Raw genomic sequence first — 26820 nt, 5'->3', positions numbered from 1 at the left:
CTCCCTTGTCGAACAGTGCTGTACGAGTTAGTGTACCCGACACAACTCAAACACAGCTGTACGAATTGGGGGCCATCCTGTGTCCGCTCAGGCCGTCGACCAACCCGACACCTTCGCCGCCGACCCACGCCGCTGGCGCATGCTGGCACTGCTCGGTGTCGCGCAGTTCATGCTCATCCTGGATGTCACCGTGGTGGCGATCGCGCTGCCGCGCATCGGCACGGACCTCGGCCTGGAACGCGACACACTGACCTGGGTCGTCAGTGCCTACACCTTGATGTTCGGCGGCCTGATGCTTCTCGGCGGGAGGGCAGCCGATCTCTTCGGCGCGCGCCGCGTGGTCCTGCTCGGCTTGCTCGTGTTCACCGCCGCGTCCCTGCTCACCGGTCTGGCCACCGGTGCCGGGCTGCTGATCGGCGGCCGAGTCGCGCAAGGCATCGGTGCGGCGATGCTGTCGCCTGCGGCGCTGTCGGTGGTCACGAGAACCTTCCACGGGGACGAACGCAACAAGGCCCTCGGCGTGTGGTCCGCGCTCGGCGGCGGCGGCTCGGCGATCGGTGTTCTGCTCGGCGGCGTGTTGACCGCAGGCCCCGGTTGGCAGTGGGTGTTCTACATCAATGTGCCCATCGGTCTGATCGTGCTGGTGGCACTGGCCCGGATGCTGCCGGCGCACATGTCGCCGACGACCCGCGCACGTCTCGATGTGCCAGGCGCGCTCCTTGTCACCGCCGCAACCGGCACAGCGATCTACGCACTGATCAGCGCCGGGGACCGCGGCTGGTTGACCGCGACAACCCTCGGGACGCTGGCCGGTGCCGTCGTCCTGTACATCGTGTTCGCGCTCGTGCAACGCGCCGCGCGCTCACCTCTGATGGACCTGCGGATCCTGACCCGCCGGCCGGTCGCCGCCGGCACGTTCCTCATCCTGGCCGCGACGGCTCTGATGATCGCAGTGTTCTTCCTCGGGTCGTTCTACCTGCAACACCACAAGGGTTACGGGGCGCTGCGCACCGGCCTGCTGTTTCTGCCGGTCGCCCTGGCAACCATCATCGGAGCCCAGATCGCCGGTCACGTCATTGGCCGCCTCGGTGCCCGGCCGGTCGCGGCCACCGGGCTTGCGATCGCCGCGCTCGGGGCCGCGCTCCCCGCGTTCTGGAGTAGCGCAGCTGTCATGGTGACCGGGATCAGCATCGGCGCAGCGGGGATCGGCGCCGCCTTCGTTGCCGCCTCCACCACTGCGCTGGCGCAGGTCGCTCATCACGAAGCCGGACTGGCCTCCGGTCTTCTCAGCACCTTCCACGAGTTCGGCGCCGCGCTCGGCGTCGCGGTGGTGTCCAGCATCGCGGCGGCAAGCATCGCTGGCAGCAGCGAAACCGGCTTCACCCGCGCCTTCACCTTCGCTGCGGCGACCGCCGCCGCAGCGGCCGTAGTGTCGCTGCTCATCGTCCCCAACCTGAAGCCGCCCACGGGTGCAAAGGCCCATGCGCACTGAACGGACTGGCCTGCGCCGACCGCCGCCTGCCAGGCGCGCAGGCAGAATCCGTCAGGTGCGGTGAGGCCCTGGGCTCCGGCATCACCTGCCGGTTGAACTCGCGTTCTCCGGGCCGCTGGCTCAGTTCGCATGGGCCAGCGGCCCGGAGAACGCAGGTACACGGGGGAGCTAGGCGGTGACAGTCCGGTTGCGCCGGCCGCCGGTGGTGCCCAGCATGCGGGCCGAGATGGCGATCCGCTTCGCCAGGCCGTAGGTCTTGATGGGGCTGCTGCTGACGGCCTCCTTGTAGAGCACCGCTGCCCGGCCGGTCAGCATCCAGCGCCGAGGAGTGTCGTCGGCGTACGTGAACTGGATCACCGCGTCCTTCCGGCCGAGGCTGACCGGCTGGTGGATGTAGCCAAAGCGGAAGGGCCGGGGTTCCTTGCCGAGCGCCTGGCGGGCGACGTTCCGAGCGAGGTGAGCGGCGGTCGGCAGGCCGCTCTGACAGGTGCCGTGGAGGACGCCGTACGCCTGCCGGATCGCGGCGGCGTCGCCGACGGCATGGATGTCCGGGTGCGACACCGAGCGCAGGGTCGGATCTGTCACGATCCGGCCGGTCTCGTCGGTGGTGATCCCGGCCTCGGCGGCCAGTGGCGCCACGCGCACCCCGGTGGTCCACAGGGTTCCGCCGCCCGGCACGAACTCGCCTCCGGCCAGCTCGACGCCGTCCGGCAGCACCCTGGCGACCTCGGCACCGGCGCGGACGGTCACGCCAAGCCGGTCGAGCGATGCCCGCAGGTAGGCGCGTGCCCTGGCACCCATCATCGCGCCCGGTTCGCCCCGGCTCAGCAGCGTCACCTGGACCTTCGGGTAGGACTCGGCGATCTCGGCCGCCGCCTCGATGCCGGTCAGCCCGCCCCCGCACACCAGGAAGGTGCCCTGGTCAGCGGCCTTCAGGTGCGCGGCCAGGCGCTCCGCGCTGCCCGGGCTGTTGAGGGTGTAGGCGTGAGCGTCGGCGCCCGGGACGCGGGCGGTGTCGGTGCTGCTGCCGATCGCGTAGATCAGCGTGTCGTACTCCACCGCAAACTGAGTGTCGGAGGTGGACACGGCGACCGTGCGCGCGGCGGTGTCGATGCCGGTCGCCCAGCCTTGGACGAAAGCGATCCCGGTGCCGGTCAACAGGTCCGGGATCCGGTGGTCGGCGAGCTGCTGTCCGGTCGCGATCTGGTGCATCCGCAACCGCTCGGTGAAGCGATCCGACGGGTTGATCAGTGTGACGTGCACTCGGCCCCTGCCCCGGCGCGCTACGCCCAGAGCCGCCAGCATGCCGGTGTATCCGGCGCCGATAACGACTGTCCGCGTCTGCTGTGTGTTCACCATGCCCCACGGACGAGGCAGCGGCGTGGCGAGTGAGCTGCCGTGAGCCCCGTCACAGCCCGCCTACGGCGGTGAGCTTCTCCGGGTTGCTGATCAGGTGGATCTCCCGGGCGCGCCCGTCGACGAGGTGCAGCACGACGACGACCACCGGCGTCCCGGCGGAGTAGATGACGATGCCGGGGCCGCCGTTGACCTCGGTCGTGACAACGCGCGGCGACTCGGGCATGCGCCCGGCGAACGTGACCAGCGCCCGCGCCACCAGTTCGATGCCATCGATCGCCTTGCGGGGCGCGGGCGCCAGGCCGCCGCCGTCACAGACCAACCGGACGTCGGGTGCGAGCACCTCCATCAGGGCGGTCAGATCGCCGCCGGCACTGGCCGACATGAACGACTCGGTCACCTTGCGCCGCGTCGCCTGATCGGTGTCATAGCGCCGGCGGTGCCTGCTCACGTGCTGGCGCGCACGTACCGCGGTCTGGCGTACCGATTCCGGGCTTCGCTCGACGATCTCGGCGATCTCGTTGTGGGAGTAGCCGAACGCCTCATGCAGCACGAAGACCGCCCGCTCGAGCGGCGACAACGACTCCAGGATGAGCAGTACGGCCAGGGACACCGACTCGGCCCTGGCCACGTCGTCGGCGACATCGGGCGCGGTGATGATCGGCTCGGGCAGCCACGGTCCCACGTACGACTCGCGCCGGGCGGCCGCGCTGCGCAACCGGTCGATGGCCAGCCGAGTGGTCACCCGGACCAGGTAGCCCTCCGGGTCCTCGACCTGCTCGATGTCGACGGCACTCCACCGCAGCCAGGCGTCCTGCACCACGTCCTCGGTGTCGCTGGCGCGACCCAGCACCCGGTATGCGACGGCCATCAGAAGTGAACGATGCGCGGCGAAGACCGTCTCGTGCGGCACCGGCCCAGCATACGGATCCGCCCGGCCGCCCTCGACGCACTCGTCGTTCCGCGCCATCCCAGCCGTCCGGGCGACCACGACGGCGGGCACGTCCGCTCCGGCGCGATCGCCGCCCCTCCGGGTGCCGCCTTAATGGAGGATGGATGCATGATCGGTGACCGGTGGGGCGTGACCGACAGCGAGATGTCGCGCTGCTACCCGTGCGACGACTTCGTCGTCTCACCCGCCCTGCAGGCGTGGCGGGGTGTGCGCGTCGAGGCGTCTGCCGACGTGGTGTGGCCGTGGGTCGCACAGGTCAGGCTCGCCCCATACTCCTATGACTGGATCGACAACCTCGGCCGCCGTTCACCCCGAGAGCTGGTGGGCCTTCCCGAGCCGCAGGTCGGCGAGAGATTCACTACTGCTGGCGCGCGGGAGCTGGGCAGGATCGTCTCGGTCAGCCCCGGGAAACAGCTGACGGGCACCATCATGGGCGCCTTCATGTCCTACGTCCTCGTGCCCCGGGAGCACGACACGCGCCTGCTGCTCAAGGTCGTCATGCAGACCACCCGCTGGGCCGCTCTCGGGCTGTCCGTCGGCGACCTGCTCATGGCTCGACGTCAGCTGCTGAACCTGAAGCACCTCGCCGAGCGCCACCAGCAGGGCACGGCCAAGGATTGAGGATCAGCCCGATCGGCAGGAGCGGACGCTGGCCGGGGACGCGGTCAGCGGCACAGAAGCGTGGGGCCGCCAGGCCGACGTGAAGCGCTTGGCAGGTCCGTCGAGCACGAGCAGCCGGGGTTGTCCGATTTCGGATACCGGAATCGGACAACCCCGAGCAATCAGCGCGGCTCGTCAGGAGTTGAGCTTGCTGGCGATGTTCACGACCCGCTCGGCCATGTGGTCGAGGGCGGCGAGCTGGGCGTCGCCCAGGGGGGCGTCGTTGTTTCCGCCCGTGACGTGCGAGACGCCGTACGGGTTTCCGTCGGTGAACTTCAGCGGATCGGTGTAGCCGGGGGCGACGACCAGGCCGCCGAAGTGGTGGATCGTGTTGTAGAGCGCCAGGAGCGTTGATTCCTGGCCGCCGTGGGCGGTCATGGACGCGGTGAAGCCGGCGTACACCTTGTTGGCCAGCAGTCCCTGTGCCCACTGCGGGCCGAGGGTGTCGATGAACTGCTTGAGCTGGCTGGCGACGTTGCCGTAGCGCGTGGGGGTGCCGAACAGCACCGCGTCGGCCCAGACGATGTCGTCGGCGCTCGCCTTCGGCTCGCTCTTGGTGGCATCGAAGTGCTGGCTCCAGGCGGCGTTGGAGGCGATGGCCTCCTCGGGAGCAAGTTCCGCAACCTGACGCAGTCGCACCTCCGCGCCGGCCTTCGCGCCGGCCTCGGCGAGCCGCTTGGCCATGGCGTGGATGGTGCCGGTGGAGGAGTAGTAGATGACCGCGAGTTTGGCCTGTGCCATCGGAGGCATCCTTTCATCAAGATAGTTGTCGGCGAGAAATTTGCGCCGTCAACAATCTTCATGTTAGCCGACGGAACCGAGGAGGTCCTCGCCGGCCCGGGCTTGACGCTGGTCGAGTAGGCCGGCGCACTGGACATGGCGTGGCGGCCGCCGGCCAGCACAGCGGCGAAGCCGGCCTGGCCGCGACCAAGCGTGCGGGCCAGGTCTCGGCGGAAGGGCGTGCGGCGATTGCGGCGGGCGCGGACTGGGATCTCCAGGCCGTGTTGATCGTCGACGAGCTGCACCAACGGGCCCGGTCCACTCGTCGGTCAGGCGCGGGCAGGCGACCAACCGTCGGCGACGACGTGGGAGGCGTCGACGCCCTCGCTGCGGAAGAGCACGCCGTCCCGGTCCCGTGCGTCGATGCCGTCGACGTACACGCCACGACCCTGGCCGGAGCCGTCGGTGCTGCTGCTCCACCGCAGGTGGCTCGTCTGGTCGGGCAGCGCCACCGAGACCTGCCACCAGACCCGGCCGCCGTAGCCGGTGACCGTGCCGTCGCTGGTCCAGCGGGAGTCCCCGTGGCGCAGCAGCATCCGGGCCGGAGCCCACGTCTGCCCGCCGTCCGTGGAAACCTCGAACCGCATGCTGTCGTAGCGGGGCTCGGTGTCGTACCAGAGCAGGAAGTTTGCGGCGCCGCCGCGCGCGGCCCGGCGCAGCGGGGCGGTGAGGGTGACCGTCGCGAGGTCGCGCGGGTCGGCCCGCCAGGCCTCACGGGACAGAGGTCGCACCGGCATCGCCTCGGCGAGGTCGCGTGCGACCGCGCGCCGGGCGACGTTGTTGCTGCCCCAGCCGCGGTCGGGGTGCACCCGGTTGCTCAGCAGGATGACGAACGAGTGGGAGAGCGGGTCGATGACGACGGACGTGCCGGTGAAGCCGGTGTGCCCGAACGCCACCGGGGAGGAGAGCCCCATCATGTACCAGTGCTTGTTGAGTTCGAAGCCGAGCCCGCGATCGCTCTCCGGGTAGGCCGCCTCCAGCGGCGCGTTGTAGTTGACCAGCATCGCGCGCACCGTGTCGGGCCGGAGGATCCGTCGCCCGCGGTACTCGCCCCCGTTGAGCAGTGACTGGCAGAGGAGCGACAGGTCGGCCGCGGTGGAGAAGATTCCGGCGTGCCCGGCCACGCCCCCGAGCGACCAGGCGTTCTCGTCATGCACCTCGCCCCAGACCATGCCGCGCCCGGCGTACGGCTGGTACTCGGTGGCGGCGATCCGGGACCGCTGCTCCGGCCCCGGGTTGTAGCCGGTGTCGGTCATGCCCAGTGGCGCCGTGACGCCGTCGCGGACCAGGTCGGCCAGCGGCCGCCCGGTCACCCGTTCCACGAGCACGCCCAGGGCGATCAGGCCGAGGTCGGAATAGACGTAGCGGGTGCCGGGCGTCGCCCCGGCCGCCAGCGGCGTGGCCAGCGCGGCGGCGAATCGCTCGGCCGGCGTCGGGTACCTGCTCCACAGCGGCGTGAAAGCGGGCAGACCCGACGTGTGGGTGAGCAGCATCCGTACGGTGACCGCCTCCTTGCCGCCGGCCGTGAACTCCGGGACGTAGCGGGCGACGGGGGCGTCCAGGTCCACCAGCCCACGTTCGACCTGCTGCATGGTGACGATCGTGGTGAACAGCTTCGACACCGACGCCAGGTCGAAGACGGTGTCGGGCCGCGTCGGGATCTGCTGGTCGGCGGGAAGCTCCACTCCGACCAGCCCGGGCGGCGGTCCGACGGCGCTGTACCGCACCGCGGTGCCCACGGCGGCGTGCTGTACGACCACACCGTCCTTGGCGGCCAGGACGACCGCACCCGCGTACGCGGGGTACCCGGGGTGGTCCGGCGTCGGCTGGAGATATGCGGCGAGGTCGGCGGGGAGGCGATCCACGTGTTCGGGGAGCAGGCCGACCTCGCGCGCGCTGCCGGGCCGTAGCGTGTCGTGTCGGAAGTGGATGTCGGCGGGGGTGACGGCCGGCGGCCCGGATTCGTCCGTCAGCGGCGCGCCGGCCGCCCCGGTGGCCGGCGCGGTCGTGCCCAGGATGGTAACGGCCAAGCCGAGTGCGAGCCGGCTAAGCGCGAGCGGGCGGGACGACATGATCATGGCCGCACTCCTCAGTAGAGCGGGTAGGGCTGGCGCAGGCGGGTGAACGCGCGCGCCAGGGCCGCGCAGAAGCCGAGCGCCCCCACGCCGGCGCCCGGCGCCGACCGCGTCGGCGAGGAAATTCCCCGGGTGCATGGGCCGTCTCCTACCAGGTCAGGCCGTGGCCGTAGGGGTAGAGCACAGTGCCGGCGCCGTCGGCCGTGGGGATCGTGACGGGCAGCAGCCCGCTGGGAGACAGCTCGCCGTGCAACGCGCGGACGAGTGCGTCCATCGCCGCCCTGGTGTACGAGTAGGTCGCCAGGTAGGTCGTCACGCCCGGCAGGTGGGCGATGTCGTAGGGATCCCGGACCGCCACCACCACCACGGGCTTTCCGGCGGCCAGCAGCGCCGCGACGAGCCGCTGCTGGGTCGCGCCCGGGTCGGTGACTGTGGTGTCCCACGCCTTGTTGACCAGCACCACGGTGAGGTCGTGCTCGCGCGCCTGGGCTGCCGTCGCCGCGATCACCGCGTCGGACGGCAGCGTCGCCGGCCGGGCGGTGGCCCGGGCACCGCGGGCGGTGAACCCGTCGGCGACGGTCGCGACCGGAGCGAAGGCCGCGCTGTTCCAGCCGGTGACCAGCACCGACCGGCCGGTGCCGGCCAGCGGCAGCAGCCCGGCATCGTTGCGTACCGCGGTGAGCGTCCGGTCGGTGACCTGGGCGACGGCGGCGAGGTGCGCGGGTGCCCCGACCGTCCGTACCGCCTCCTCGACGTCGACCAGCGGCGACCGGACCAGCCCCTGTCGGTACTTCATGCCGAGGATGCGCCGCACCGACTCGTCGATCCGCCGCTCGGTCAGCTCGCCCGTGGCGACTGCCCGCAGCACCGCGTCCCGGGCCAGCGCGAGGTTCGGCGGCATCAGCAGCTGGTCCGCGCCGGCCTTGAGCGCCAGCACGGGCACTCGCTCGTCGCCGTAGATCTGCCGCACGCCGGCCATGTTCAGGGCGTCCGTGACGATGACGCCCCGGAAGCCGAATTCACCGCGCAGCACGCCGGTGAGGATCTTCGGCGACAGCGTCGCCGGGTCGCCGGACGGATCGAGCGCGGGCACCACGATGTGCGCGGTCATGATCGATTCGACGCCCGCGCTGATCGCCTGCCGGAACGGCGGCGCGTCGATCCGGTCCCACTCCGCCCGGCTGTGGTTGATGACGGGCAGGTCGGTGTGGCTGTCGGTGGCCGTGTCGCCGTGACCGGGGAAGTGCTTGGCCACCGCGGTCACACCGGCATCATCCTGGAATCCGGTGACCTGCGCGGCGGTCAGCTCGACCACCAGGGTGGGGTCGGCGCCGAAGGACCGTACCCCGATGACCGGGTTGCCGGGGTTGACGTTGACGTCGGCGATCGGCGCGTACGGCTGGTGGATGCCCACCGCGCGCAGCTCCTGCCCGGTGATCTCCGCTGCGGTGCGCGCGTCGCGCGCTGAGCGCCCGGCGCCCAGCGCCATCGCGCCGGGGAACTGCGCCGCCGGAGCGGGCATCCGCAACACCGTGCCCTGCTCCTGGTCGGTGGAGATGAGCAGGGGAACCCGGCCCTTGGTGCCGTCGGCGAGGGCGGCCCGCTGGAGCCCGTTGGAAAGGCTGGCGATCTGACCGGGACTGTTCAGATTGTGGGACCAGGAGAAGTAGCAGACGCCGCCGAGGTGGTACCGGTCGATGACCTCGGCCGGAGTCTCGACGCCGAATGCGGCACGGTTGGCGGCGCGGTCGGCGGCCGTGGGCTCGGTGGCGTCGCTGCCGTAGACGTAGGTGGAGAAGAGCTGGCCGACCTTCTGCGCGAGGCTCATGTGACGCAGCGTCGAGGTGACCCAACCCTGCTCGGCGGTGGGCGGGTGCGCGGACGTAGCCGAGGCGTGCACGGGGAGCGGCGCGATGGTGGTCGCCAGGCTGGCCAACAGGACGGTCGCGGTGACGAGTCGAGCCTTCATGGACGCCGACCTCTCAGTCCGGGTGGCTGAAACTTAGCTACACATCAATGTGCCGTCAAGAAGATTTGCTACGCAATGTTCGGTCGGTGGGCCGGCGGCAAGATCCCGGATTAATCGGTGTTGCCGGAGAGGCCTGGCCGGTACGAAGATCATGTGCCCTTGCTCGCGCTCTTCGCCGCCGTCCTCCTGCTCGGCATAGCGGACTCGATGGTCAATTCCTACATCGTCCTGTTCGGCGCCGATGTGGTCGGGCTGACGCCGCTGCAGATCGGCGTGTGGGCCTCGGTGGTCGCTGTCGGCGGGATCACGATCGGCTGGTGGCTGGGACGGCTGTTCGACCGTCGGCCCGCGCGGACGTACGCGATCGTCGTGATTCTGCTGGGCTCGGCGGGTTATGTGCTGCTGCCGCGGGTGTCGAGCTTCCTGGTGCTGCTCCTGATGGCGGCGACGGTGCTCGGGGCGCTGGGAGCGGCCTTTCCGCAGTTGTTCGCCCTGGCCCGTTCCGTGCTGGGCGAGGGTGCCACCGGGCAGCGTTCCGCGCCGTTGCTGCGCTCGGCCTGGTCCCTGGCGTGGGCCGTCGGGCCGTTGCTGGGTGCGCTCGTGCTGTCCCGGGGCGGCTATTCATGGCTGATGTGGACGGCTGCCGGGGTGTTTCTCGCTTCCGCGCTGACCGTCTTCGCCGTGCCGCGGCCCGGGTCCGTCGCGGCTGCGAACTCGTCGCCGGGCAGCACCCCTGTCCTGCTCACCGTGAGCGTCACTCTGTTCTTCGCCGCGATGTTCGCGGGCGGTCTGGCGCTGCCGTTGTTCGTCACGCGTGCCCTGCATCAGCAACCCGGGTCGGTCGGCGTGCTCTTCAGCGTCTGCGCCGCGGTCGAGGTGGCGGCAACGCTGGGGTTGGCCGTCGTCCCCGCCCGGGTCAGCCAGCGGGCCGTGATCCTCTGCGGCTTCGGCTCCTTCGTCTGCTATTACGCCCTGACGGTCGTGTCGTCGGGCATGCCGATGCTCGTGTTCGGGCAGGTCTTCCGCGGCGTGGGGATCGCTGTCGTCGGGGCGGCCGGCATCCGCTATTTCCAGGACCTCCTCGCCCCGGCCACCGGCCGCGCCACCACGCTGTTCGCCAACGCGTCCACGGCCGGCCTCCTGGTCTCCGGCATCCTGTCCGGCGTGGCGGTCGAGCACCTCGGCTATCGAGCGACGCTCCTGCTCTGCGGGGTGGTGGCTGCGTTGGGCGGGGTGGCCTTCACCCTCGGTTCGAGCCGCCAGGCCGACAGCCGGCACGCGGAGAGGGTGCCCAGCAGCGTCTGAGCGGGCCGTGGCTATGAGCTTTCGCAGATCGACAGCCGCGCACTCACGTCGGCACGACCGCGCGGCGTGACGGCCGATCCGGCGACACGCCGATTCGCCGATGAGCGGTCGTCTCCAGCGGGCCGGCGATGCGGACCGTCCCTACTAGACTCCTGGACCTAGCAGCTAGGAGCGATGCCAGCGGGGGCGGCGATGAGCACCGAGGACCGGATCGAACGAGCCAGAGAGCTGTATGAGCGGGCTGTGTACAGCGGCGACACCAGTGTGCTGATCGACGCCGAACGGGCCCTGGATGCGGTGGAGGCCGATACGGCGTTGGCGCGAGGGCGGATTTTGCATGCGCGGTTTCAGAGCGCGCCCGCCGGCGCCGGTTCGCTGACCGCGGAGGATCCCGCTGAACTGCCATTGTTCGAGCGCGCGCTCGAGTTGTATCGGGCACTGGGCGACACATGCGGCGAGGCCGAGGCACTGTTCTGGATCGGCTGTCTTCACCAGTTCATCCGACGTGACAACGAGACCGCTGTGCCGTATCTGGAGCGGTCCTGCTGGCTGGCGGGCGAGACGGGTGACAAGCGGACACAGTCCGAGGCGCTGCGGCACTTGGGCATCGCGGCGCACGCGGCCGACCGGCTGGACGAGGCGCGGGAGCAGCTCGAAGAGTCATCCCGGCTGCGCCGGGAGACTGGGGCCCTCCCGGGGGTGGCCTCCAACATGATCGGCCTGGCCTACATCGCCGCCGCCCAGAACCGCCGCGCGGACGCGCTCGCCACACTCGACGAGGCGCACACCATCGCCCGCGCGCACGGCGCTCACGCCATCGTGCGGCACATCGAGCAGGCGAGAACACAGATCTGAGCGTGCGGCCCAGCCAAACCTTCGGCTCGACCTACTCGACGGTTTCCTCGCTCACACCGGCCTGACCCTGGAACCCGACCCAACCTGACCATTCAAGATCTGTAGCGTGTGCGCACTGTCTTCGCACGTGAGTGTCCTGGGTTGGGTCGATGCGTGTCGGTCGCCGCTGCCGAGGTGCAGGACGGTCGAAGGAGTTGTTCGGCCGGTGCCTTCAAAGCTGGGCCCCGTTGGAGTTGATCTCGGCGCACGGATCGCCGATCTGCCGCCAGTCGGGTCAGCGCTGCCCCTCATGACGCTCGTTGGCGAAGCCAGGGATCAACGAAGCGGTAGGAAGCAGTAGTTTGGCGATCATGGGGGACTGGGAGCTTCGGCCGGCTTCGGCGTCGGACGTCGATGCGGTGGCCGAGTTGCGGGCCGTGGTGCTGCGGGCGGATCTGGAGCGGCTCGGGCGGTACGACGAGCAGCGGGTGCGGCAGCGACTGCGGGACGGGTTCACGCCGGCGCACACCTGGGTGATCGAGGTGGGCGGCGCGTTCGCCGGCTGCGTGTCGCTGCGGCCGGCCGAGGACGCCCACTGGCTGGAGCACTTTTACCTGGCCCCGCACCTGCAGGGCAGCGGCATCGGTACGGCGGTGCTGCGTGGGCTGCTGGAGCGGTGCGACCGCGAGGGCAGCCTGGTCCGGCTGAACGTGCTGCAGGGCAGTCCGGCCCGGCGGCTGTACGAGCGACATGGATTCACCGTCGAGACCCAGGACCCGGTGGACGTGTTCATGGTGCGCGAGTCGACCCTGACCGTGGGCGACGAGTGATCATCCGGCGGGTTCGCGGACCTGGTCCCATGGATCCCGCGTCCCACTTCGTACACAGGTGCCTCGGCCGGGTACAGCCCTCGTAGCCGAGCGCAACTCCCGGCTTTCGGCGCCCAGAAGCCCGGCTTTCGGCCGGGGGGTGATCGGCAGCGGAAGGTTCGGTGAACTGGGCCGTCCTGGGTTGCCGGGCGTGGAGCGAGCACTGCAGGGTTTGGCACGACCGCCCCCCACGACGGAAGTGCCTGCCGTGCGTCTACTGGCGTTCCTCGCCGCCCTAGTTGCCGTCTGCCTCGTCGCCGCTCCGGCGCAGGCGCACGTCCGCGCGACCTCGGTCGCCGTCGACCTGCGCAGCCAGGGCGACGGCGTCGCGGCTGTCGTCGACCTGGAGTACGACGTCCTCGCCCGGCTGCTTAGCCTCGACGGTGCTCTGAGCCCGGACGCGGCCGGCGTGGACGGCGCGACCGCCGAGGTGTCGACCGAAGCGCGGCGCCGTTCGCTGGACGCGCACGCGAACGACGTGGCGGCCTACGTCGGCGGGCGGCTGCGGCTGAGTCGCGGCTCAATCGGGTGCACCAGTGAGGACGAGGGCCGCGTCGAACTCGCCGACTCCGGCGCGGTGCGGGTCGCGCTCGCCTACGACTGCCCGGCGTCTGGCGCGCTCACCGTCCGCAGCGACATCTTCCGCGTCTCCGACGGCGTCATCGACGACACCACCACGATGGTGGCCTACGACATCGACGGCCGCCGCGGTTCGACGTTGCTCGACACCGCCCGCACCAGCGTGACGGTGGGGCGAACCGACCTGCTCAGCGAGATCCCGCGGTTTGTCCGGCTCGGGGCGGAGCACCTGCTCTTCGGGCTCGACCACGTGCTGTTCCTGCTGGCGTTGCTGCTCGGTGCGAAGCGGCTGCGCGACGTCGTCGAGGTTGCCACGGCCTTCACGGTCGCGCACTCGGTGACCCTGGTGCTGGCCGCGATCGGCTGGGTCAGCGTGCCCGGGTGGATCGTCGAGCCGCTCATCGCGCTGTCGATCGCGTTCGTCGCGCTCGACAACCTGCTCTCGCCGAGGACGAACCACCGGCTGCCCGTGGTGTTCGGCTTCGGGCTGCTGCACGGGCTCGGCTTCGCGGGCGCACTCAGCGTCGACGGGCCGCTGTCGGCCTCGGCGCTGGCCGACCTGGTGTCCTTCAACGTCGGCATCGAGATCGCCCAGTTGACGATCATCGCGCTGACCTTCCCGGCGCTGCTGTTCCTGCGCAGGGCCGCGACCAGGCCGGTCGCCGCTCGCGCCCTCACGCTCGGCACCGTCGCGGCGACCGTCGCCGTCGCCGGTGCCGGTCTGGTCTGGTTCGTCGAACGCTCTCCGCTCCTGACCTGACACCCACCTCCCGCCCCCTCATCCCGAAGGATCCTGATGTCCGCGTTCACCTGGACGCGCGCGCGCCTGCGCGTCGTCCTGTACGCCACCACGCTGGCGCTCGCCGCCAGTGTCGTGGCGGGCCCGCTCACGTCGTACGCGGCGGCCGCCATCGACCCGCCGGAGGCCACCGTCAGCGGCGCCGTGTACGTCGACGGCAACGGCGACGGTCAGCGCAACCCCGACGAGATCGGTCTGGCCGGCGTGCGTGTCTCCGACGGCAAGGCCGCGACCACCACTGCCGCCGACGGCAGCTACTCGCTGACGATCTCCACGGACCGTCGTACCACAGACATCGTGTGGGCCAGCCAGCCGCGGGGCTACCGGTTCGGCCTGGACCAGTACAAGGAGCCCAGGTTCTGGGCCAACCTCGGCCAGCTCGCCGACGACGCCACGCCGACTGCGGACTTCGCGCTCGTCCGTGACGACCTCTCCGATGGCGACACCTTCTCCTGGGCCAACATCGCCGACCCGCATGTCAACGCCCAGCTGCCCGACCAGATCCGCGAGATCAACTCCACGGGCACCGACCTGCGCTTCATCGCGGTCAGCGGCGACCTCACCAACGACGCCAGCCAGGGGCAGTTCGACACGTACCGTCGCGGCACCCAGGAGTCGGCCGTCGGCGTGTGGCCGGCTGTCGGCAACCACGAGTACGCCAGCGGGTCGGCATACGCGGACAAGATCGACAACTATCGTCGGAACGTCGGCCCGGAGTGGTACTCGTTCAACTACGGCAACCGGCACTTCGTGGTGCTGGAGAACAACGGCTCGGCGCCGTTCGACGAGGAGCTGAACTGGCTCAAGGACGACCTCGCCGCGAGCGTTCCGCTCGACGACGACCCGACCAACGACATCGAGGTCGTCGTCCTCACCCACCAGCCGATGAACGTCCCGTTCGGCTCGCCGTCGACGTACGACGCCTTCGGTGACGTGCTCGAGCACTACAAGGCGCAGCTGATCCTGGTCGGCCACGAGCACTCCAACCACGTCGAGAACCACTCGGCGTTCGCCTCGACCGCCAAGCACATCCAGACCGTGTCGAGCTCCTACACGATCGACAACGCGCCCCGCGGCTTCCGCTACATCCACATGGCGGGTCCGGGCTTCGACAACCCGTTCCGGATGTACGGCGAGAACGAGCACCTCACCATCGTCAGCCCCGCGCCGGGCTCGAAGGTGCCCGCCGCGAAGTTCCCGGGCATCCAGGTCAACGCCTACGACACCGGCGACGAGGTCGTCTCGGCGCGCTACCGGATCGCCGGGGACAAGAACTGGATGCCGCTGCACCACAGCGGCGAGTTCACCTGGCAGAGCAACCTTCCCGAGAGTCTGCAGACGATCGGTGAGCACAGCATCGAGGTGAAGGTGGTGGACGCGGCGGGCAAGACCTGGACCAGGTCGGCGGATTTCACCCTCACCGACGAACCGGCGCTTCAGCCGGTCGCCGGCGGTGACTGGGACCAGCACCACGGCAACGAGGCCCACTCCGGTGTCGCGCCGGCGCAGGAGGCCGGCCGCCGCCTGGCCTGGAGCTTCCGCACCAACGGCACCTTCCTCACCGGGTCGCCGGTCATCCACGACGGTGTCGTCTACGCGGGCACCCGCGACGAGAACGGCGACGGCAACAGCCGGATCCACGCCGTCCAGCTCAAGAACGGCAAGGAGCTGTGGAATTTCGAGGTACCGCAGTCGATCCACGGCAGCCTCGCCTACGGCGACGGCCTGATCTTCGCGCCGACCCTCGGCTCGGAGCTCTACGCCGTGGACGCGGTGACCGGCAAACTCCGCTGGAAGGCCGTGCCCGAGCAGGCGCCGGCCCCGAACAACCAGCGCACCTACGGCTACTACTCGCCGGCCGTCTCCGGCCACACCGTGCTCTGGCCCTACCAGACTCGCTTCGGCATCGGCAGCCAGGGCGTCCTGAAGGCCCTCGACGCCAGGACCGGTGAGCAGATCTGGGCCTCGCCGATGTCCGGCAACCAGATGAGCGACGGCACCCCGGCCGTCATGAACGGCACCGTGTACATCGGCAACCAGACCGCCGACCGCGTGCTCGCCTACGACCTGACCACCGGCGCCCGCAAGTGGACCGGCGCCGAGTCGCTCGGCAGCTGGCAGGACGGCGTACCGACCGCGGCCGAGGGCAAGGTCTTCATCGGCGCCAACAACGGCATCGCCGCCCGGGACGCCACCACCGGCGCGACGCTGTGGACGTACCGGAGCCCGCGCTCCTCGCTCGTCTCGAGCGGCTCGACCCCGAGCGCCGCGGCCGTCAAGAACGGCGTCGTCTACATGGGCTTCCCGAGCGGCGCCGTCGTCGCCCTCGACGCCCAGACGGGCAACGTCTTCTGGGAGCGGGCGCTGCCCGGCGACGTCTACCACGGCGGCGTCATGTCCAGCCCGGTCGTGGCCGGCGACACGCTCTTCGTCGGCGCCAACAACGGCAGGTTCTACGCCCTGGCCACCGACACCGGCCAGATCCTATGGAGCCACGAAATCGGCACCTGGGTGGGCGCCGGCCCGGCCGTCAGCGGCAACACCGTCGTGACGGGCGCCTGGGACGGCAACCTCTACGCCTACGTCCCGGGCGGCGAGTCCGCGCAGCGCTGGGCGACCGTGACCGGCACGGTCAGCGACCCGGAGACGGGCGCTCCGATCGCCGGCGCGAAGGTCACCGCCGTCGCCGCCGGCCAGGATGCCGCGGTGACCAGCACCGACGCCCGGGGCCACTACCGGATCGGCCTGCCGGCGTCGACCTGGACCGTCACCGCGGCCAAACGCGGCCTGATCGCCGACGACCGCTCGGCGGCCAGCGTCACGGTCGGCGCCACCGGCACCGCGACGGCCAACCTGAGACTGATCAAGGTGACCCACCCGGTCGCCGGCACGTCGACGTACGCGCCGGACTACGGCAACGGCAGCACCCGCACGGATGTCGTTACCGGCAAGGAGTACTACTACCTGGCCAACGACAGGATCCGGGCCTCCGTGACCCCGTACGCCGCTGGCAACAACGGCGCCGGCGGCCTGGGTCTGGGCGCGCTGTCGGACCTCATGCTCAACGACGCCAACGGCGCCGAGACCCTCGACTGGGGCGAGATGCTGCTGCGTCCGAGCCTCACGCCGCCCGACTCGTGGGACCGGCCGAACGACCAGCTCGACCTGCCCGACCTCGCGGTCGACGGCGCTGCCGTGGTCGGCAACGGTCAGTACCGGGCGAACCCGGCCATCAAGGCGCAGGTCCGCTACGAGACCCTGCCCGACGCGCCGATCGTGAAGATGACGGTGAAGCTCACCAACACCGGCGCGACCGGCTACCAGGGCTACTTCAACTACATGATCGACCCCGACAGCTCGGTCGACAACGGCCGGATCCCCGGGTTCAGCGGCATCAACCCGGGCCTGAAGACGTCGGGCTGGACCGGGAACTACGTCTACGTCGGTGCGGACGCGGCCACCACGAACGGCCAGGCCGCCCACGGTCTCGCGTGGGCGCTGAACACGCCGGCCGCGGTCGGCGCGTACGGCTACGTCGAGGGCCTCTACTACGACGCCACCATGGCGCCCGGTGCTACCAGGCAGTTCAGCTTCTACCACCTGACCGACTACGCGACCGCCGGTGGCGACCCCACCGGCAACATCGCGAACTGGGCCGACGAGATCGACCTGCACGACGCAGCCGTCCCGGACGCCGCTCGCGCGGCCGGCACGATCACCGCGAGCGGCGCCGCCGTCTCCGGTGCCCGGGTCGCCCTCGAGAAGGCCGGCACGGTGGTCGCGACCACGAGCACCGACGCCCAGGGCAGGTACCTCGTCAAGGCGCCGGCCGGTCAGTACGACGTCCGGGTGTCCATGCTGGGCTACCGGACGGCCACCGGCACGGTCACGGTGCCGGCGGTGGGCAGCGGTGTCGAAGACGTCGCGCTGAGTCCGGTCACGGTCGAGGCGGGCTACGGCAAGCAGATCGGCACGGGCCTGGTCGAGGCGGGCCACGGCGACGTCATGCTCGAGAACGACAAGCTCTCGATGGCGATCGCCGACGCCTACAACGACTCGCAGCTCTCCGGTGGCACCCGCGGCAAGCCGGTCGACATCGCCGTCCGCGGCATGGCCGACCAGTTCGACTGGATCAACCTGCCCTACGTCTCGGCGACCCAGCCGACCGGCGGTAGCGCGTGGGACAACCGGTCGGTGGCCGCGACCGACGTCCAGATCGTGCAGGCGACCGGCGACAAGGCCGTCGTCCGGGTGTCCGGGCCGGTCAAGGGCTTCCCGGGTCTGACGGCGACGACGACGTACACACTGAAGCCGGGCGACAACTTCGCCACGGTCTCGACGGAGCTGAGCAACTCCGCCTCGGCTCCACTCAGCGTGTGGACCGGTGACGCGATGGACCAAGACGCCGCCGGCCAGGCCAGTGTCATCCCGGGCGCCGGCATCGTGGCGCCGGGCGCGACGGCGGCGTACGCCCCGACCAAGCCGTACATCGGCATGACCGGGACGGACCCACAGGTCGTCGGTCTCGTCTACGGCACGCCGGCCAGCGCCTTTGACGTCTACGCCGCGGGCAACTGGGTGATGAGTCGGTTCAACGTCGACGTGCCGGCGGGTGGCTCATACACCCTCACCCGCAAGCTCGTCGTCACGCCGGGTACCGACGCGGTGGGCATCCTCGACGGCGTCCCCGCGCCGTAACGCACACGCGCCCCACGGGGCCGGCCCAGACTCACACCGGGCCGGCCCCGTGGTGGATCAGGAAGTCGTCGCGGGGCGCCGGACGAACAGCACCGTCGGGATCACCATGACGAGCAGGACGACGCCGCCGACGAGCCAGCCGAGGTGAAGGGCGTCGGTGAAGGCACGCGGCGCGGCCAGGGAGAGCGTGTGGGCCAGGGGGGCCGGGAGCTGACCCGTGCTGCCGGCGTGCGTGGCTCCCGCGGCGACCGCCCCGGCCGTGTCGGACGGCACTCCGGCCGTCGCCAGCCGCTCACGCAGGTACGTCGGGAAGTGGGTCGTCGCGAGGGTGCCGAGGATGCTCGGGCCGAGCACGCTGCCCAGCTGGCGGAACATGTTGACCGAGCCGGCAGCCATGCCGGCCTGCAGCGGTGGCACGCTGTTGACGGCGGCGGCGGTCGACGGCGCCACCAGCAGCGCCGAGCCGACGCCTGCGGCGAGCAGCCCCGGCCACATCGCCCCGTACCCGCTGGACGGGCCGACCATCAGCAGCGCGAGAGCCCCGGCGCCCATGAGGACGAGCCCCACGGCGAGCACGGAGGCGATGCCGATCCGGCGGGCCAGGCGTCCGGCGAGTGCGCTGACGACGATGTAGGGGACGAACATGGGGAGCAGCTTCACTCCGGTCTCCAGGGCGCTCGCGTGGGCGATCCGTTCCAGGTAGAGGACGGTGAGCAGGGAGATGCCGACGAAGCCGAACATGGTGACGGCGCTGACGGCCATCACGGTCGCGAACGAGGCGCTCTTGAACAGCCGCAGGTCCAGCATGGGGTCGTGGTGGCGGAGTTCGAGCCGGACGAAGGCCACCAGCGAGACGCCGAAGACCACGTAAGCCACGATGATCGGGGGCTGGCCGTAGCCGCTGGCGCCCCCTTGGATGATGGCGTAGGTCGCCGCGGCGATCGCGATGGTGCCCAGCAGCACGCCGGCGGGATCGAGTCGTCGGGTCGGGTGCCTGCTCTCTGCCACGAACAGCGGCGCGAGCACGAGGGCGAGCACCCCGACGACGAGGTTGGTGAGGTAGACCGCGTGCCAGGAGGTCTGATCGAGGAGCGCGCCCGCCGCCAGCGGCCCGATCGCCAGGCCGAGACCTGCGCAGCTGGCCCAGATACTGATGGCGCCGGTCCGCTCGTGGTGGTCGGTGAAGGCGTGACTCACGATCGACAGGCTCGACGGCAACACGGCCGCGGCGCCGACGCCCATCACGGCCTGGGCCGCGATGAGCACACCCGCGTTCGGCGCGGCGAAGGCGAGCGCGCTGCCGAGCGTGAAGAGAACCACGCCGTAGCAGAAGACCCGGCGCCGCCCGAGCAGGTCGCTCAGCGTGCCGGCGGAGAGGACCAGGCTCACCACGGCGAGGCTGAAGGCACTGCTCACCCACACCAGCGTGCTGGCGGACATGTGCAGGTCGTCCTGGATCGGCGGCAGCGCCGAGATGGTCGACGACACGTTGACGAAGGTCATCATCACGCCCAGGCAGACGACGAAGAGGGCGAACCAGCGCCGCCGTGCCTCGGCCGTGGGCGCCGGGCGCGGTTCTGCACCGGTGTTAGGCTGGCTAGTGGAAACCATAGCCAGCACGGTAACACCCCTGGCTATGCAAACGCCTAGCCAGAGAGGTGTGGTAGCCATGACTTCGCCAGCCGGGCCGGTCGGGCCCGACACCGACGCCGTCATCGCCTTGACCGGCCGCTTCGCCGATCGCGACGCGTGGCAGGCGGAGGGCTGGTGCCGCATCGAGCACGCGCTGGAGCTGATCGGCACCCGGTCGGCGATGATCCTGATGCGCGAGATCTACTACGGCGGCCGGCGCTTCGACGACCTGGCCCGGCGTACCGGCCTGACGGAGGCGGTGGCCGCCAAGCGGCTCAAGCAACTGGTCGCTGACGGTCTGCTGCAGCGACGGCCCTACCAGGAGCCGGGCAAGCGGACCAGGTACGAGTACGTCCTCACCGGACTGGGCCGAGAGCTCTTTCCCGTGCTCGTCGCTCTGCTGCAGTGGGGGGAGCGGCTCGGTCGGGACGGCGGCGTCGAACTCGTGCATGCCGGCTGCGGGAGTCCGCTCGGCGTCGTGGTGAAGTGCGCAGAGGGGCACGAGGTGGCGCTACCCGACACCGCCGCCCGGCTTGTCACGGACGGAAACGGCACAGACCTCCCATGAGTGGACCGGCGCGGTTCAGACTGCGACTTCGGCGCTGAGGACGATGGTGCGTTCCTCGGGCAGGTGAAGGAACTCGGCGTGGCTGGCGGCGTTGTGGGCGAGGGCGATGAACAGGCGCTTGCGCCAGATGGCCAGGCCGGGCTGACGGGTGCAGCGCAGCGTGATCTTCGAGACGAAGTAGGAGACCTGGTCAGGGTCGAGGTCGATCCCTCTGGCGACGGGGTGGGTGGCGGCGCGGCGCAGCACCTCGGGGAAGTCGGTGGGGTCCTGAAAGCCGAAGAGGGCGTCGATGTGGATGATGCCGTCGTTCGGGTCGCCAAGGTCGTCGATGGTGAGGCGCTTGTGCCAGGGGATGTGGGGGACGTTGCCGGTGCGACCCGTGATGATCACAATTCTTTCGTGCCGGACGTGGTAGTGCGCGACGTTCGCGCGCAGTGCCAGGGGAGTGGTCTCCTTGTTCGGATGGGGGAACACCGCGGTGCCCGGCACCCAGGGGATGTTCGTGGCGTGCAGGGAGTCGATGAACTCGGGGAGCAGTCCTTCCCGTTCGATCCGCCGGGCGGTGACCAGCTCGGCTCCGCGGCGCCAGGTCAGCAGGACCGTGAACAGGAAGATCGCGATCAGCAGCGTCAGCCAACCGCCGTGGGTGACCTTGGCCAGGTTCGCCGTAAGAAGGTCAACTCGATGCTGCCGAAGACGACCCCGAACAACACCAGCCGCCAGGTGGGCCAGCGCCAGCGCGCTCGTGCGACGACCAGGAACAGGGTGGTGGTGATCAGGAAGGTGCCGGTGACCGCCACCCCGTAGGCGGCGGCGAGGTTCGTGGACGAGCCGAACGCGAACACCACCACCAGGACTGCCACGAACAGGCCCCAGTTCACACCGGGGGCGTAGATCTGTCCGTACTGGCTGCGGGAGGTCTGCCGGATGCGCAGATGCGGCAGGAAGCCCAGCCGCATGGCCTCCCGGGACACCGAGAACGCTCCTGAGATCACCGACTGGGACGCGATCACGGTGGCCACGGTGGCCACGACGACCATCGGCAGCTGCGCCCAACCAGGTAGCAGCAGGAAGAACGGATTATCCCGGCCCTCCAGCACCCGGAGGATCAATGCGCCCTGGCCGAGGTAGTTGAGGGTCAGCGCGGGGAAGACGACCGCGAACCAGGCCCGGCGGATCGGGGCGCGGCCGAAGTGCCCCATGTCGGCATAGAGCGCTTCGGCGCCGGTGATCGACAGCACGACCGCGCCCATCGCGATGAACGCGATCATCGGGTGGTCGACGACGAACAGGGCCGCGTACGTCGGTGACAGCCCGGCCACGACGCCCGGGTGACGTATCACCTCGGCCGCGCCGGCGACGCCCAGGCAGGTGAACCAGAGCAGCATGATCGGTCCGAACACGGTCCCGACCCGTCCGGTGCCCCAGCGCTGGATGGCGAACAGCAGAGTGAGGATCACCGCCGACGCCGGCAGAACCACCACCTCCCACCGTGGGGAGATGACCTCCAGCCCCTCCACCGCCGACAACACCGAGATCGCCGGGGTGATCACACTGTCGCCGTAGAACAGCGCGGCGCCGAGCGCCCCGAGCGCCAGCACGCTGGCGGCGCGCCGTTCACTCACTTTGAGCAGTGCCCTCCGGGCGAGGGCGGCCAGGGCCATCACCCCGCCCTCGCCCTCGTTGTCGGCCCGCAGGATGAAGATGACGTACTTGACCGACACGATCAGGATGATCGACCAGAAGACCCACGAGATGACGCCGAAGACGTCGGGAGCGTCCGGTGTCAGGTTGCGGTCGAGGGTGAAGACTGTCTTCAGCGCGTACAGCGGGCTCGTGCCGATGTCGCCGTACACCACCCCCAACGCGCCCAGCAGCAGACCCAGGCCCGCCGCCGGGCGACCCGCCTCGCCGCTCGCCTCGGGCTGCTCGTTGTCTGCGCGCTCGGTCACCCCATAGGCATACCAACGGGTACGCCGCGCGTGTCCCGGACTTCGAACATGGGTCAACCCATCCTCGCGATGGCACGGCGGCCAGGCTTCCGCTTACTCAGACGATGCCCGCCCTCGATTCGCTCAAGCGTCCCTCCATGACCACAGGCGTCCACGAAAGGATGATCGCGGGTGTCAGCGCAGGGCGATCTCGCCCACGTGGACGGCGCGCATGGCGCGCTCGACAGTCTCCTGATTTTCGCCGACCGGAGCCACGTAGTCGATGACGCCGCGCGCGGCGTCCTCCCCGACCATCCGGGTGATCACCCACGCGGCGAGATACTGGGACGCCAGGCAGCCGCCCGCCGTAGCGATGTTTCCCTCGGCGTGGAACGGCGCGTCCAACACGGCAACGCCACGGGCTTCGACAAAGGGCCGGCTCGTCAAGTCCGTGCAGGCCGGCATGCCATCCAGCAACCCGAGCCGGGCGAGGACCAGCGCGCCGGAGCACTGCGCACCGATCAGCTGTCGCGAGGGGTCGAGCAGCAGCCTGGAGATCAGCCGGTCGTCGGCGACCACGTCGCGCGCCTTCACTCCGCTACCGATCAGCACGACGTCGGCGTCGGCCACGAACTCGATCGGGCGCTGCCCGGTCACCTCGACGCCGTTCATCGACGTGACCATAGGCGTCGGTGTCGTGATGAAGGCTTCCAGGCCGTCCTTACGACAGCGGTTGATCAGCGCGGAAGCGATGAAGCTGTCGAGCTCGTTGAACCCGTCGAAGGTGACCACGGCTACCTGCATCACAACTCCCCTGAGTACGGCGTCAGGTTCCCACTCTCCCTGGCGCACCGCTCCGGGCCGAGTGCCAATCGGCGGCGCGCGGCATGCCCACCAGCGCTCCGCGTCTCGAACTCCACACCGTGAGCGGCGGCGGTCAGCTCATGTCGACGGCGTACGCCTCCTCGCGCACGTCGGCGTCCGGGTGCCGGCGTAACCCGATCAGCTGCTCCCGCCACGGGGCCTTCCAACCGAAGCCGGCCCCGTGCCGAACCAGCTCCACCGCGAACAGCCCGCCGGCGAGATCCCCACGCCCCGCCAGTCGCGCGACGGTGCCGGTGAGGATCGCCGGGTCGGGCCACTCGCGCAGGCCTCGCAGGCGGGTGCCGACGCGTTCCGCGGTGCGGATGGCGAGGACGGGCCGGCCCGCACACAGTCCGGCGACCTCGTCCAGATTGTCCAGCCGGCCGAGGTCGACCAGCAGCCCCGTGGCGGTGCCCGCGAAGGCGGGCTGATTGGCGAGCCACCGCGCCGATTCGACCAGCGCGGTCCGGTCCGCACTGTCCGGCCGGCTCCTGGAACGGACGACCGCGCCGCGTGCGAGGAGTTCGATGCGGCGCCGTGCCGGGCGGTCCGCCGCCGGGCCGCCAGGATGGTCGTCGGCCGCATCGCGGTCCACAAGCCGGGTCAGCGCGTCGCCGAGTACCGCGTCGCCGCCGGCCTTCAGCAGGTTGGCGACCTCGATGTGCACGATCGTCTCGCCGAGGTCGATGAGCCGGTCCACGACCAACTCGGCGATCCCCGTCAGCCACGGTGACCAGTCCCCGAGCTGGCTGAACGCGGCGCGCCGGACCTCCCGGTCGGCGGCGCGACATGCCTCGACGATGAGCGCGCCGTAGCGCGGGCGGTGCCGTTCCGGGATCGTGTACGGGTAGGCGCTCAGGACCGCGCGCCGCTCCTCCCGGCTGCCGTCGACCGCGGTCCGCAGGATGGTCCAGCTCGCCTCGGCCTGCAGGCGCTGCCGGGCGGCGGAGACGATCGCCGCGCGCACGTCGCGGTGCGCGTCCGGAGTCGTGTACGCGTCGAGCAGCGTCGCCATCACCCCCGGCTGCCCGTAGCGTGCCAGCAGCCGGGCCGCCTCCTTCCGGCTGGTGATCTTCGCAGGGCCGGTCATCACCTCGCCGAACACATCAGCCAGGCGGGACGGCGGGACGTGCCGGGCAGCCCGGCCGGCCGCGTACAGCGCGACCCGCGCCCGGTCGCCGTCGGCGTACCGGAGCAGCACCGGCAGTGCCTCGTCCGGCCGGTCGGTCCAGACCAGCGCGCCCAGCGCCGCCTCGGCGATCGCCACCTCGGGGGCGTCAAGGTGGCGCAACACCAGTTCGCGGCCGGGGCCGCCGGCGCCGGCCGCGGCCCGGATCGCCGCCGCGCGCCGCCACACCCCCTGCCCCGTGTCGACGACGATCAGGTCCTGCAGGGCCACGAAGCGGGCCTGCTGGCGGGGCAGCCAGCGCTCGACGTGCAACGCCCATGCGGGCACCCACCGCGTTCCCGCTTCCACGAACCGGCCGCGCGGGCGGCGCTCCAGCGCCCGGTCGAGCAGGTCCGTGCGGGACGTGCAGATCGTCGCCCACACCTCGTGGATCGTCACCGCCGTCGGTTCGGTCTCGAGCACCGTGGCGACTCGCTCCGAGCGGGTACGCGGGTCGTCGAGCCACAGTGCGATCGCCGTCCGGGCCACCGACGGCAACGTGTGCGGGCCGATCGCCCTGCCCAGCAGGTCCTGCAGCTGTGGCAGCCGCCAGGCCCGCTTGCCGAGGGCGTGGGTGAGCGCGAACAGCGGACCGTACCGGCCGCGGGCGATGCCGGCCTCGACCCAGCCGCGCAACCGCTCGAAGACCATCGTCTCCTGCCCGCTGCGCAGGACCGTGTCGAAGCGGCGCAGGACCGGCACGCTCGCGCCGCTGCTCACCAGGTCGATCGTGAGCAGGGCCCACTCGCGCAACTCCGGCACGGCGACATGGTGTTGCAGGACGTCGACGGCGAGGGTACTCAGCGCCGTCGTGGTGGAGGCGGAGGCGTCGCGGGCGTCAACCGCATCGGTGGTCAGCTGAGTGAGCCCGGCCGCCGTGCCCGCGGTGAGCAGCGGCGCCACCTTCGCCAACGCGGTGAGCGCCGCGGCGCGCACCGGATCCTGCTCGTTGCGCAACCGGCCGAGCCGGACGATCACCTCGGCCACCACCTGCGGGTCGCGCGAGCGGCGGGCGGCCTCCACCAGCAGCGCGTAGCCGTGCGCCCGCTCGTCGGCGTCGCCCGAGCGTAACGCTACCTCCAGCGCCACGGACGCGTCCGGCCAGGCCAGGTACGCACTCCAGGACCGCACCTCGGTTTCCCGCTCACGGATCCTCGCCAGGCTCAGCACCCGGGTCGCCTCGCGGATCCGGACCGCGGCCGGCAGCACCTCCATGACCTCGGCAGCAGGAAGCAGTACGGCCGTGTCGGCCTCGGCCAACGCCCGGTCGTACAGCTCGCCACGTCGGCTCGGCGCAACGGCGTCGAGCAGCGCCGCCAGCGCCCTGCTGTGCTCACGGAACCGGTTGGCGAGCGGCGCCAGCTCGTCGGTGGGCAGCACCGCGAGGCGGCGCAGCAGGGCCGGCGGCAGCACGGTCCGCGTCAGCCAGGCCGCTCGGCCCGGCGTGGTGAGCAGGCGGGCGACGCGACCCGCGTCGTGTGCCGCAAGCATCCCGTACGCGACCAGCGGACCGGGCAGCGACTCCTCGGGTGCGTACCGTTCGAGCAGGTCGAGCGCCTGAGCCGCGTCACACCGCAGCACCGCACCGGCGGCACCGCTCCAGACCCTCGCACGCAGCTCGGGCGTGGCCGCGGCCAGCCGCTCGCCGACCCGGTCCAGCAACGGGCCGGGGTGCCACCGGACCAGCCGCTCAAGGTTGAGCGCGTGCTCCAGGTCGGGCAGCAACGCCCGTACCGTGTCGGCGCCGCAGGCTGGCAGCAGCGCGGCGGCCTCCTCGTCGCCGAACTGGGCGCGAACCTCGATGATCAGCGCGTCGGCGACAGCCGGCGCACACCGGCGGCGCAGGGCCCGATAGACCCGCCGCCGATCCGTCGCCGGGCGATCGGCAAGGTTACCGGTAGGGATGCCGGCCCGCAGCGCCGCGGTGAACGCGGCGGCTCTGATCGACGGCTGCGGGTCGCGCGCCGCGCCGGCGATGCCGTCGGCGTCCTGGGTCACCATCGCGGCGACCAGGGCGAGATGCCGCTCGTAGGGACCGTGCTGGCGCAGGTCGGCGCAGACCTGGGCACGGTCGGGCGCCGTGCGCGCCCATTCCGCGAGGCGGGTCATCCGCTTGGGGTACGGCAGCGGATCGAGGGAGGTCAGGAGGGCGCGGGTGGCGGCGAGCACGGCGTTCATTGTCCCCGCGACTGCACCGGGACGAGATCCCTCATCGCTTCGCTCGGCGGCTTCGGGCTGACTGCCGGGAGGCGAGCATGCCGCCGCAGCGACCGCGGTGTGGGTCGATGT

Annotated in this window: 17 protein-coding genes and 1 pseudogene; 8 read left to right on the top strand and 10 right to left on the bottom strand. The window is 70.9% G+C overall.

Annotated elements, in window-relative coordinates; all coding sequences use genetic code 11:
• The first annotated feature begins 139 nt into the window (after nucleotides 1–139).
• Nucleotides 140–1492 (top strand): MFS transporter, encoded by a 1353-nt coding sequence (locus ACW0Q9_RS00635; RefSeq protein ID WP_456177598.1) that lies wholly within the window; start codon nucleotides 140–142, stop codon nucleotides 1490–1492.
• 168 nt (nucleotides 1493–1660) lie between these two features.
• On the opposite strand, the gene ACW0Q9_RS00630 is transcribed toward ACW0Q9_RS00635, so the two are convergent.
• A complete protein-coding gene (locus ACW0Q9_RS00630; protein ID WP_456177596.1) occupies nucleotides 1661–2851 on the bottom strand; it encodes an NAD(P)/FAD-dependent oxidoreductase in 1191 nt (396 codons plus the stop codon).
• A gap of 49 nt (nucleotides 2852–2900) precedes the next feature.
• Complete coding sequence (gene sigJ / locus ACW0Q9_RS00625) at nucleotides 2901–3719, bottom strand: RNA polymerase sigma factor SigJ (protein ID WP_456177594.1); 819 nt, start codon at nucleotides 3717–3719, stop codon at nucleotides 2901–2903.
• A gap of 12 nt (nucleotides 3720–3731) precedes the next feature.
• On the opposite strand from sigJ, the gene ACW0Q9_RS00620 reads away from it, so the two are divergent.
• Nucleotides 3732–4421 carry a polyketide cyclase gene (locus ACW0Q9_RS00620; protein ID WP_456177592.1) on the top strand — a complete coding sequence of 230 codons (690 nt, stop codon included), beginning with the start codon at nucleotides 3732–3734 and terminating at the stop codon, nucleotides 4419–4421.
• A gap of 174 nt (nucleotides 4422–4595) precedes the next feature.
• Here ACW0Q9_RS00620 and wrbA read toward each other — a convergent pair whose 3' ends face one another.
• From wrbA to ACW0Q9_RS00605, 3 genes are all read right to left on the bottom strand, one after another.
• Nucleotides 4596–5201: an NAD(P)H:quinone oxidoreductase gene (gene wrbA / locus ACW0Q9_RS00615; RefSeq protein WP_456177590.1), complete on the bottom strand. Its 606-nt coding sequence runs from the start codon at nucleotides 5199–5201 to the stop codon at nucleotides 4596–4598.
• 308 nt (nucleotides 5202–5509) lie between these two features.
• On the bottom strand, nucleotides 5510–7270 hold the full coding sequence (locus tag ACW0Q9_RS00610; RefSeq protein WP_456177588.1) for a serine hydrolase: 1761 nt from the start codon (nucleotides 7268–7270) through the stop codon (nucleotides 5510–5512).
• A gap of 193 nt (nucleotides 7271–7463) precedes the next feature.
• Nucleotides 7464–9284: a glycoside hydrolase family 3 protein gene (locus tag ACW0Q9_RS00605; RefSeq protein ID WP_456177586.1), complete on the bottom strand. Its 1821-nt coding sequence runs from the start codon at nucleotides 9282–9284 to the stop codon at nucleotides 7464–7466.
• Nucleotides 9285–9443: 159 nt separating this feature from the next.
• Here ACW0Q9_RS00605 and ACW0Q9_RS00600 point away from each other — a divergent pair, with 159 nt between their 5' ends.
• From ACW0Q9_RS00600 to ACW0Q9_RS00580, 5 genes are all read left to right on the top strand, one after another.
• A complete protein-coding gene (locus tag ACW0Q9_RS00600) occupies nucleotides 9444–10589 on the top strand; it encodes a sugar efflux transporter (protein WP_456177584.1) in 1146 nt (381 codons plus the stop codon).
• A 192-nt stretch (nucleotides 10590–10781) separates the two neighbouring features.
• The gene (locus ACW0Q9_RS00595) at nucleotides 10782–11444 is read left to right on the top strand and encodes a tetratricopeptide repeat protein (RefSeq protein WP_456177582.1); all 663 of its coding nucleotides are present in this window, start codon (nucleotides 10782–10784) and stop codon (nucleotides 11442–11444) included.
• Between the two features lie 350 nt (nucleotides 11445–11794).
• The gene (locus ACW0Q9_RS00590; RefSeq protein WP_456177580.1) at nucleotides 11795–12253 is read left to right on the top strand and encodes a GNAT family N-acetyltransferase; all 459 of its coding nucleotides are present in this window, start codon (nucleotides 11795–11797) and stop codon (nucleotides 12251–12253) included.
• Between the two features lie 139 nt (nucleotides 12254–12392).
• Complete coding sequence (locus tag ACW0Q9_RS00585; RefSeq protein ID WP_456177578.1) at nucleotides 12393–13631, top strand: HupE/UreJ family protein; 1239 nt, start codon at nucleotides 12393–12395, stop codon at nucleotides 13629–13631.
• A gap of 36 nt (nucleotides 13632–13667) precedes the next feature.
• Nucleotides 13668–18368, top strand: a complete 4701-nt coding sequence (locus ACW0Q9_RS00580; protein ID WP_456177576.1) for an outer membrane protein assembly factor BamB family protein — start codon at nucleotides 13668–13670, stop codon at nucleotides 18366–18368.
• A 57-nt stretch (nucleotides 18369–18425) separates the two neighbouring features.
• On the opposite strand, the gene ACW0Q9_RS00575 is transcribed toward ACW0Q9_RS00580, so the two are convergent.
• A complete protein-coding gene (locus ACW0Q9_RS00575; RefSeq protein ID WP_456177574.1) occupies nucleotides 18426–19979 on the bottom strand; it encodes an MFS transporter in 1554 nt (517 codons plus the stop codon).
• A gap of 58 nt (nucleotides 19980–20037) precedes the next feature.
• Here ACW0Q9_RS00575 and ACW0Q9_RS00570 point away from each other — a divergent pair, with 58 nt between their 5' ends.
• Entirely contained in the window at nucleotides 20038–20568 is a 531-nt protein-coding gene (locus ACW0Q9_RS00570; RefSeq protein WP_456177573.1) for a winged helix-turn-helix transcriptional regulator, read from the top strand.
• A 15-nt stretch (nucleotides 20569–20583) separates the two neighbouring features.
• Here the strand turns inward: ACW0Q9_RS00570 and ACW0Q9_RS00565 are convergent, their stop codons facing one another.
• From ACW0Q9_RS00565 to ACW0Q9_RS00550, 4 genes and pseudogenes are all read right to left on the bottom strand, one after another.
• The gene (locus ACW0Q9_RS00565; RefSeq protein WP_456177703.1) at nucleotides 20584–21057 is read right to left on the bottom strand and encodes a KUP/HAK/KT family potassium transporter; all 474 of its coding nucleotides are present in this window, start codon (nucleotides 21055–21057) and stop codon (nucleotides 20584–20586) included.
• 111 nt (nucleotides 21058–21168) lie between these two features.
• Nucleotides 21169–22424: pseudogene (locus ACW0Q9_RS00560) on the bottom strand (KUP/HAK/KT family potassium transporter); the annotation flags it as partial.
• A gap of 270 nt (nucleotides 22425–22694) precedes the next feature.
• Nucleotides 22695–23291 carry a DJ-1/PfpI family protein gene (locus ACW0Q9_RS00555; protein WP_456177571.1) on the bottom strand — a complete coding sequence of 199 codons (597 nt, stop codon included), beginning with the start codon at nucleotides 23289–23291 and terminating at the stop codon, nucleotides 22695–22697.
• A 145-nt stretch (nucleotides 23292–23436) separates the two neighbouring features.
• A complete protein-coding gene (locus ACW0Q9_RS00550; RefSeq protein WP_456177569.1) occupies nucleotides 23437–26709 on the bottom strand; it encodes a hypothetical protein in 3273 nt (1090 codons plus the stop codon).
• Nucleotides 26710–26820: the final 111 nt, after the last annotated feature.

The sequence above is a fragment of the Micromonospora sp. I033 genome (assembly GCF_053890995.1).
Note: the sequence above shows the minus strand (reverse complement) of the source record. Positions and strands in the feature narration are given on the sequence as shown.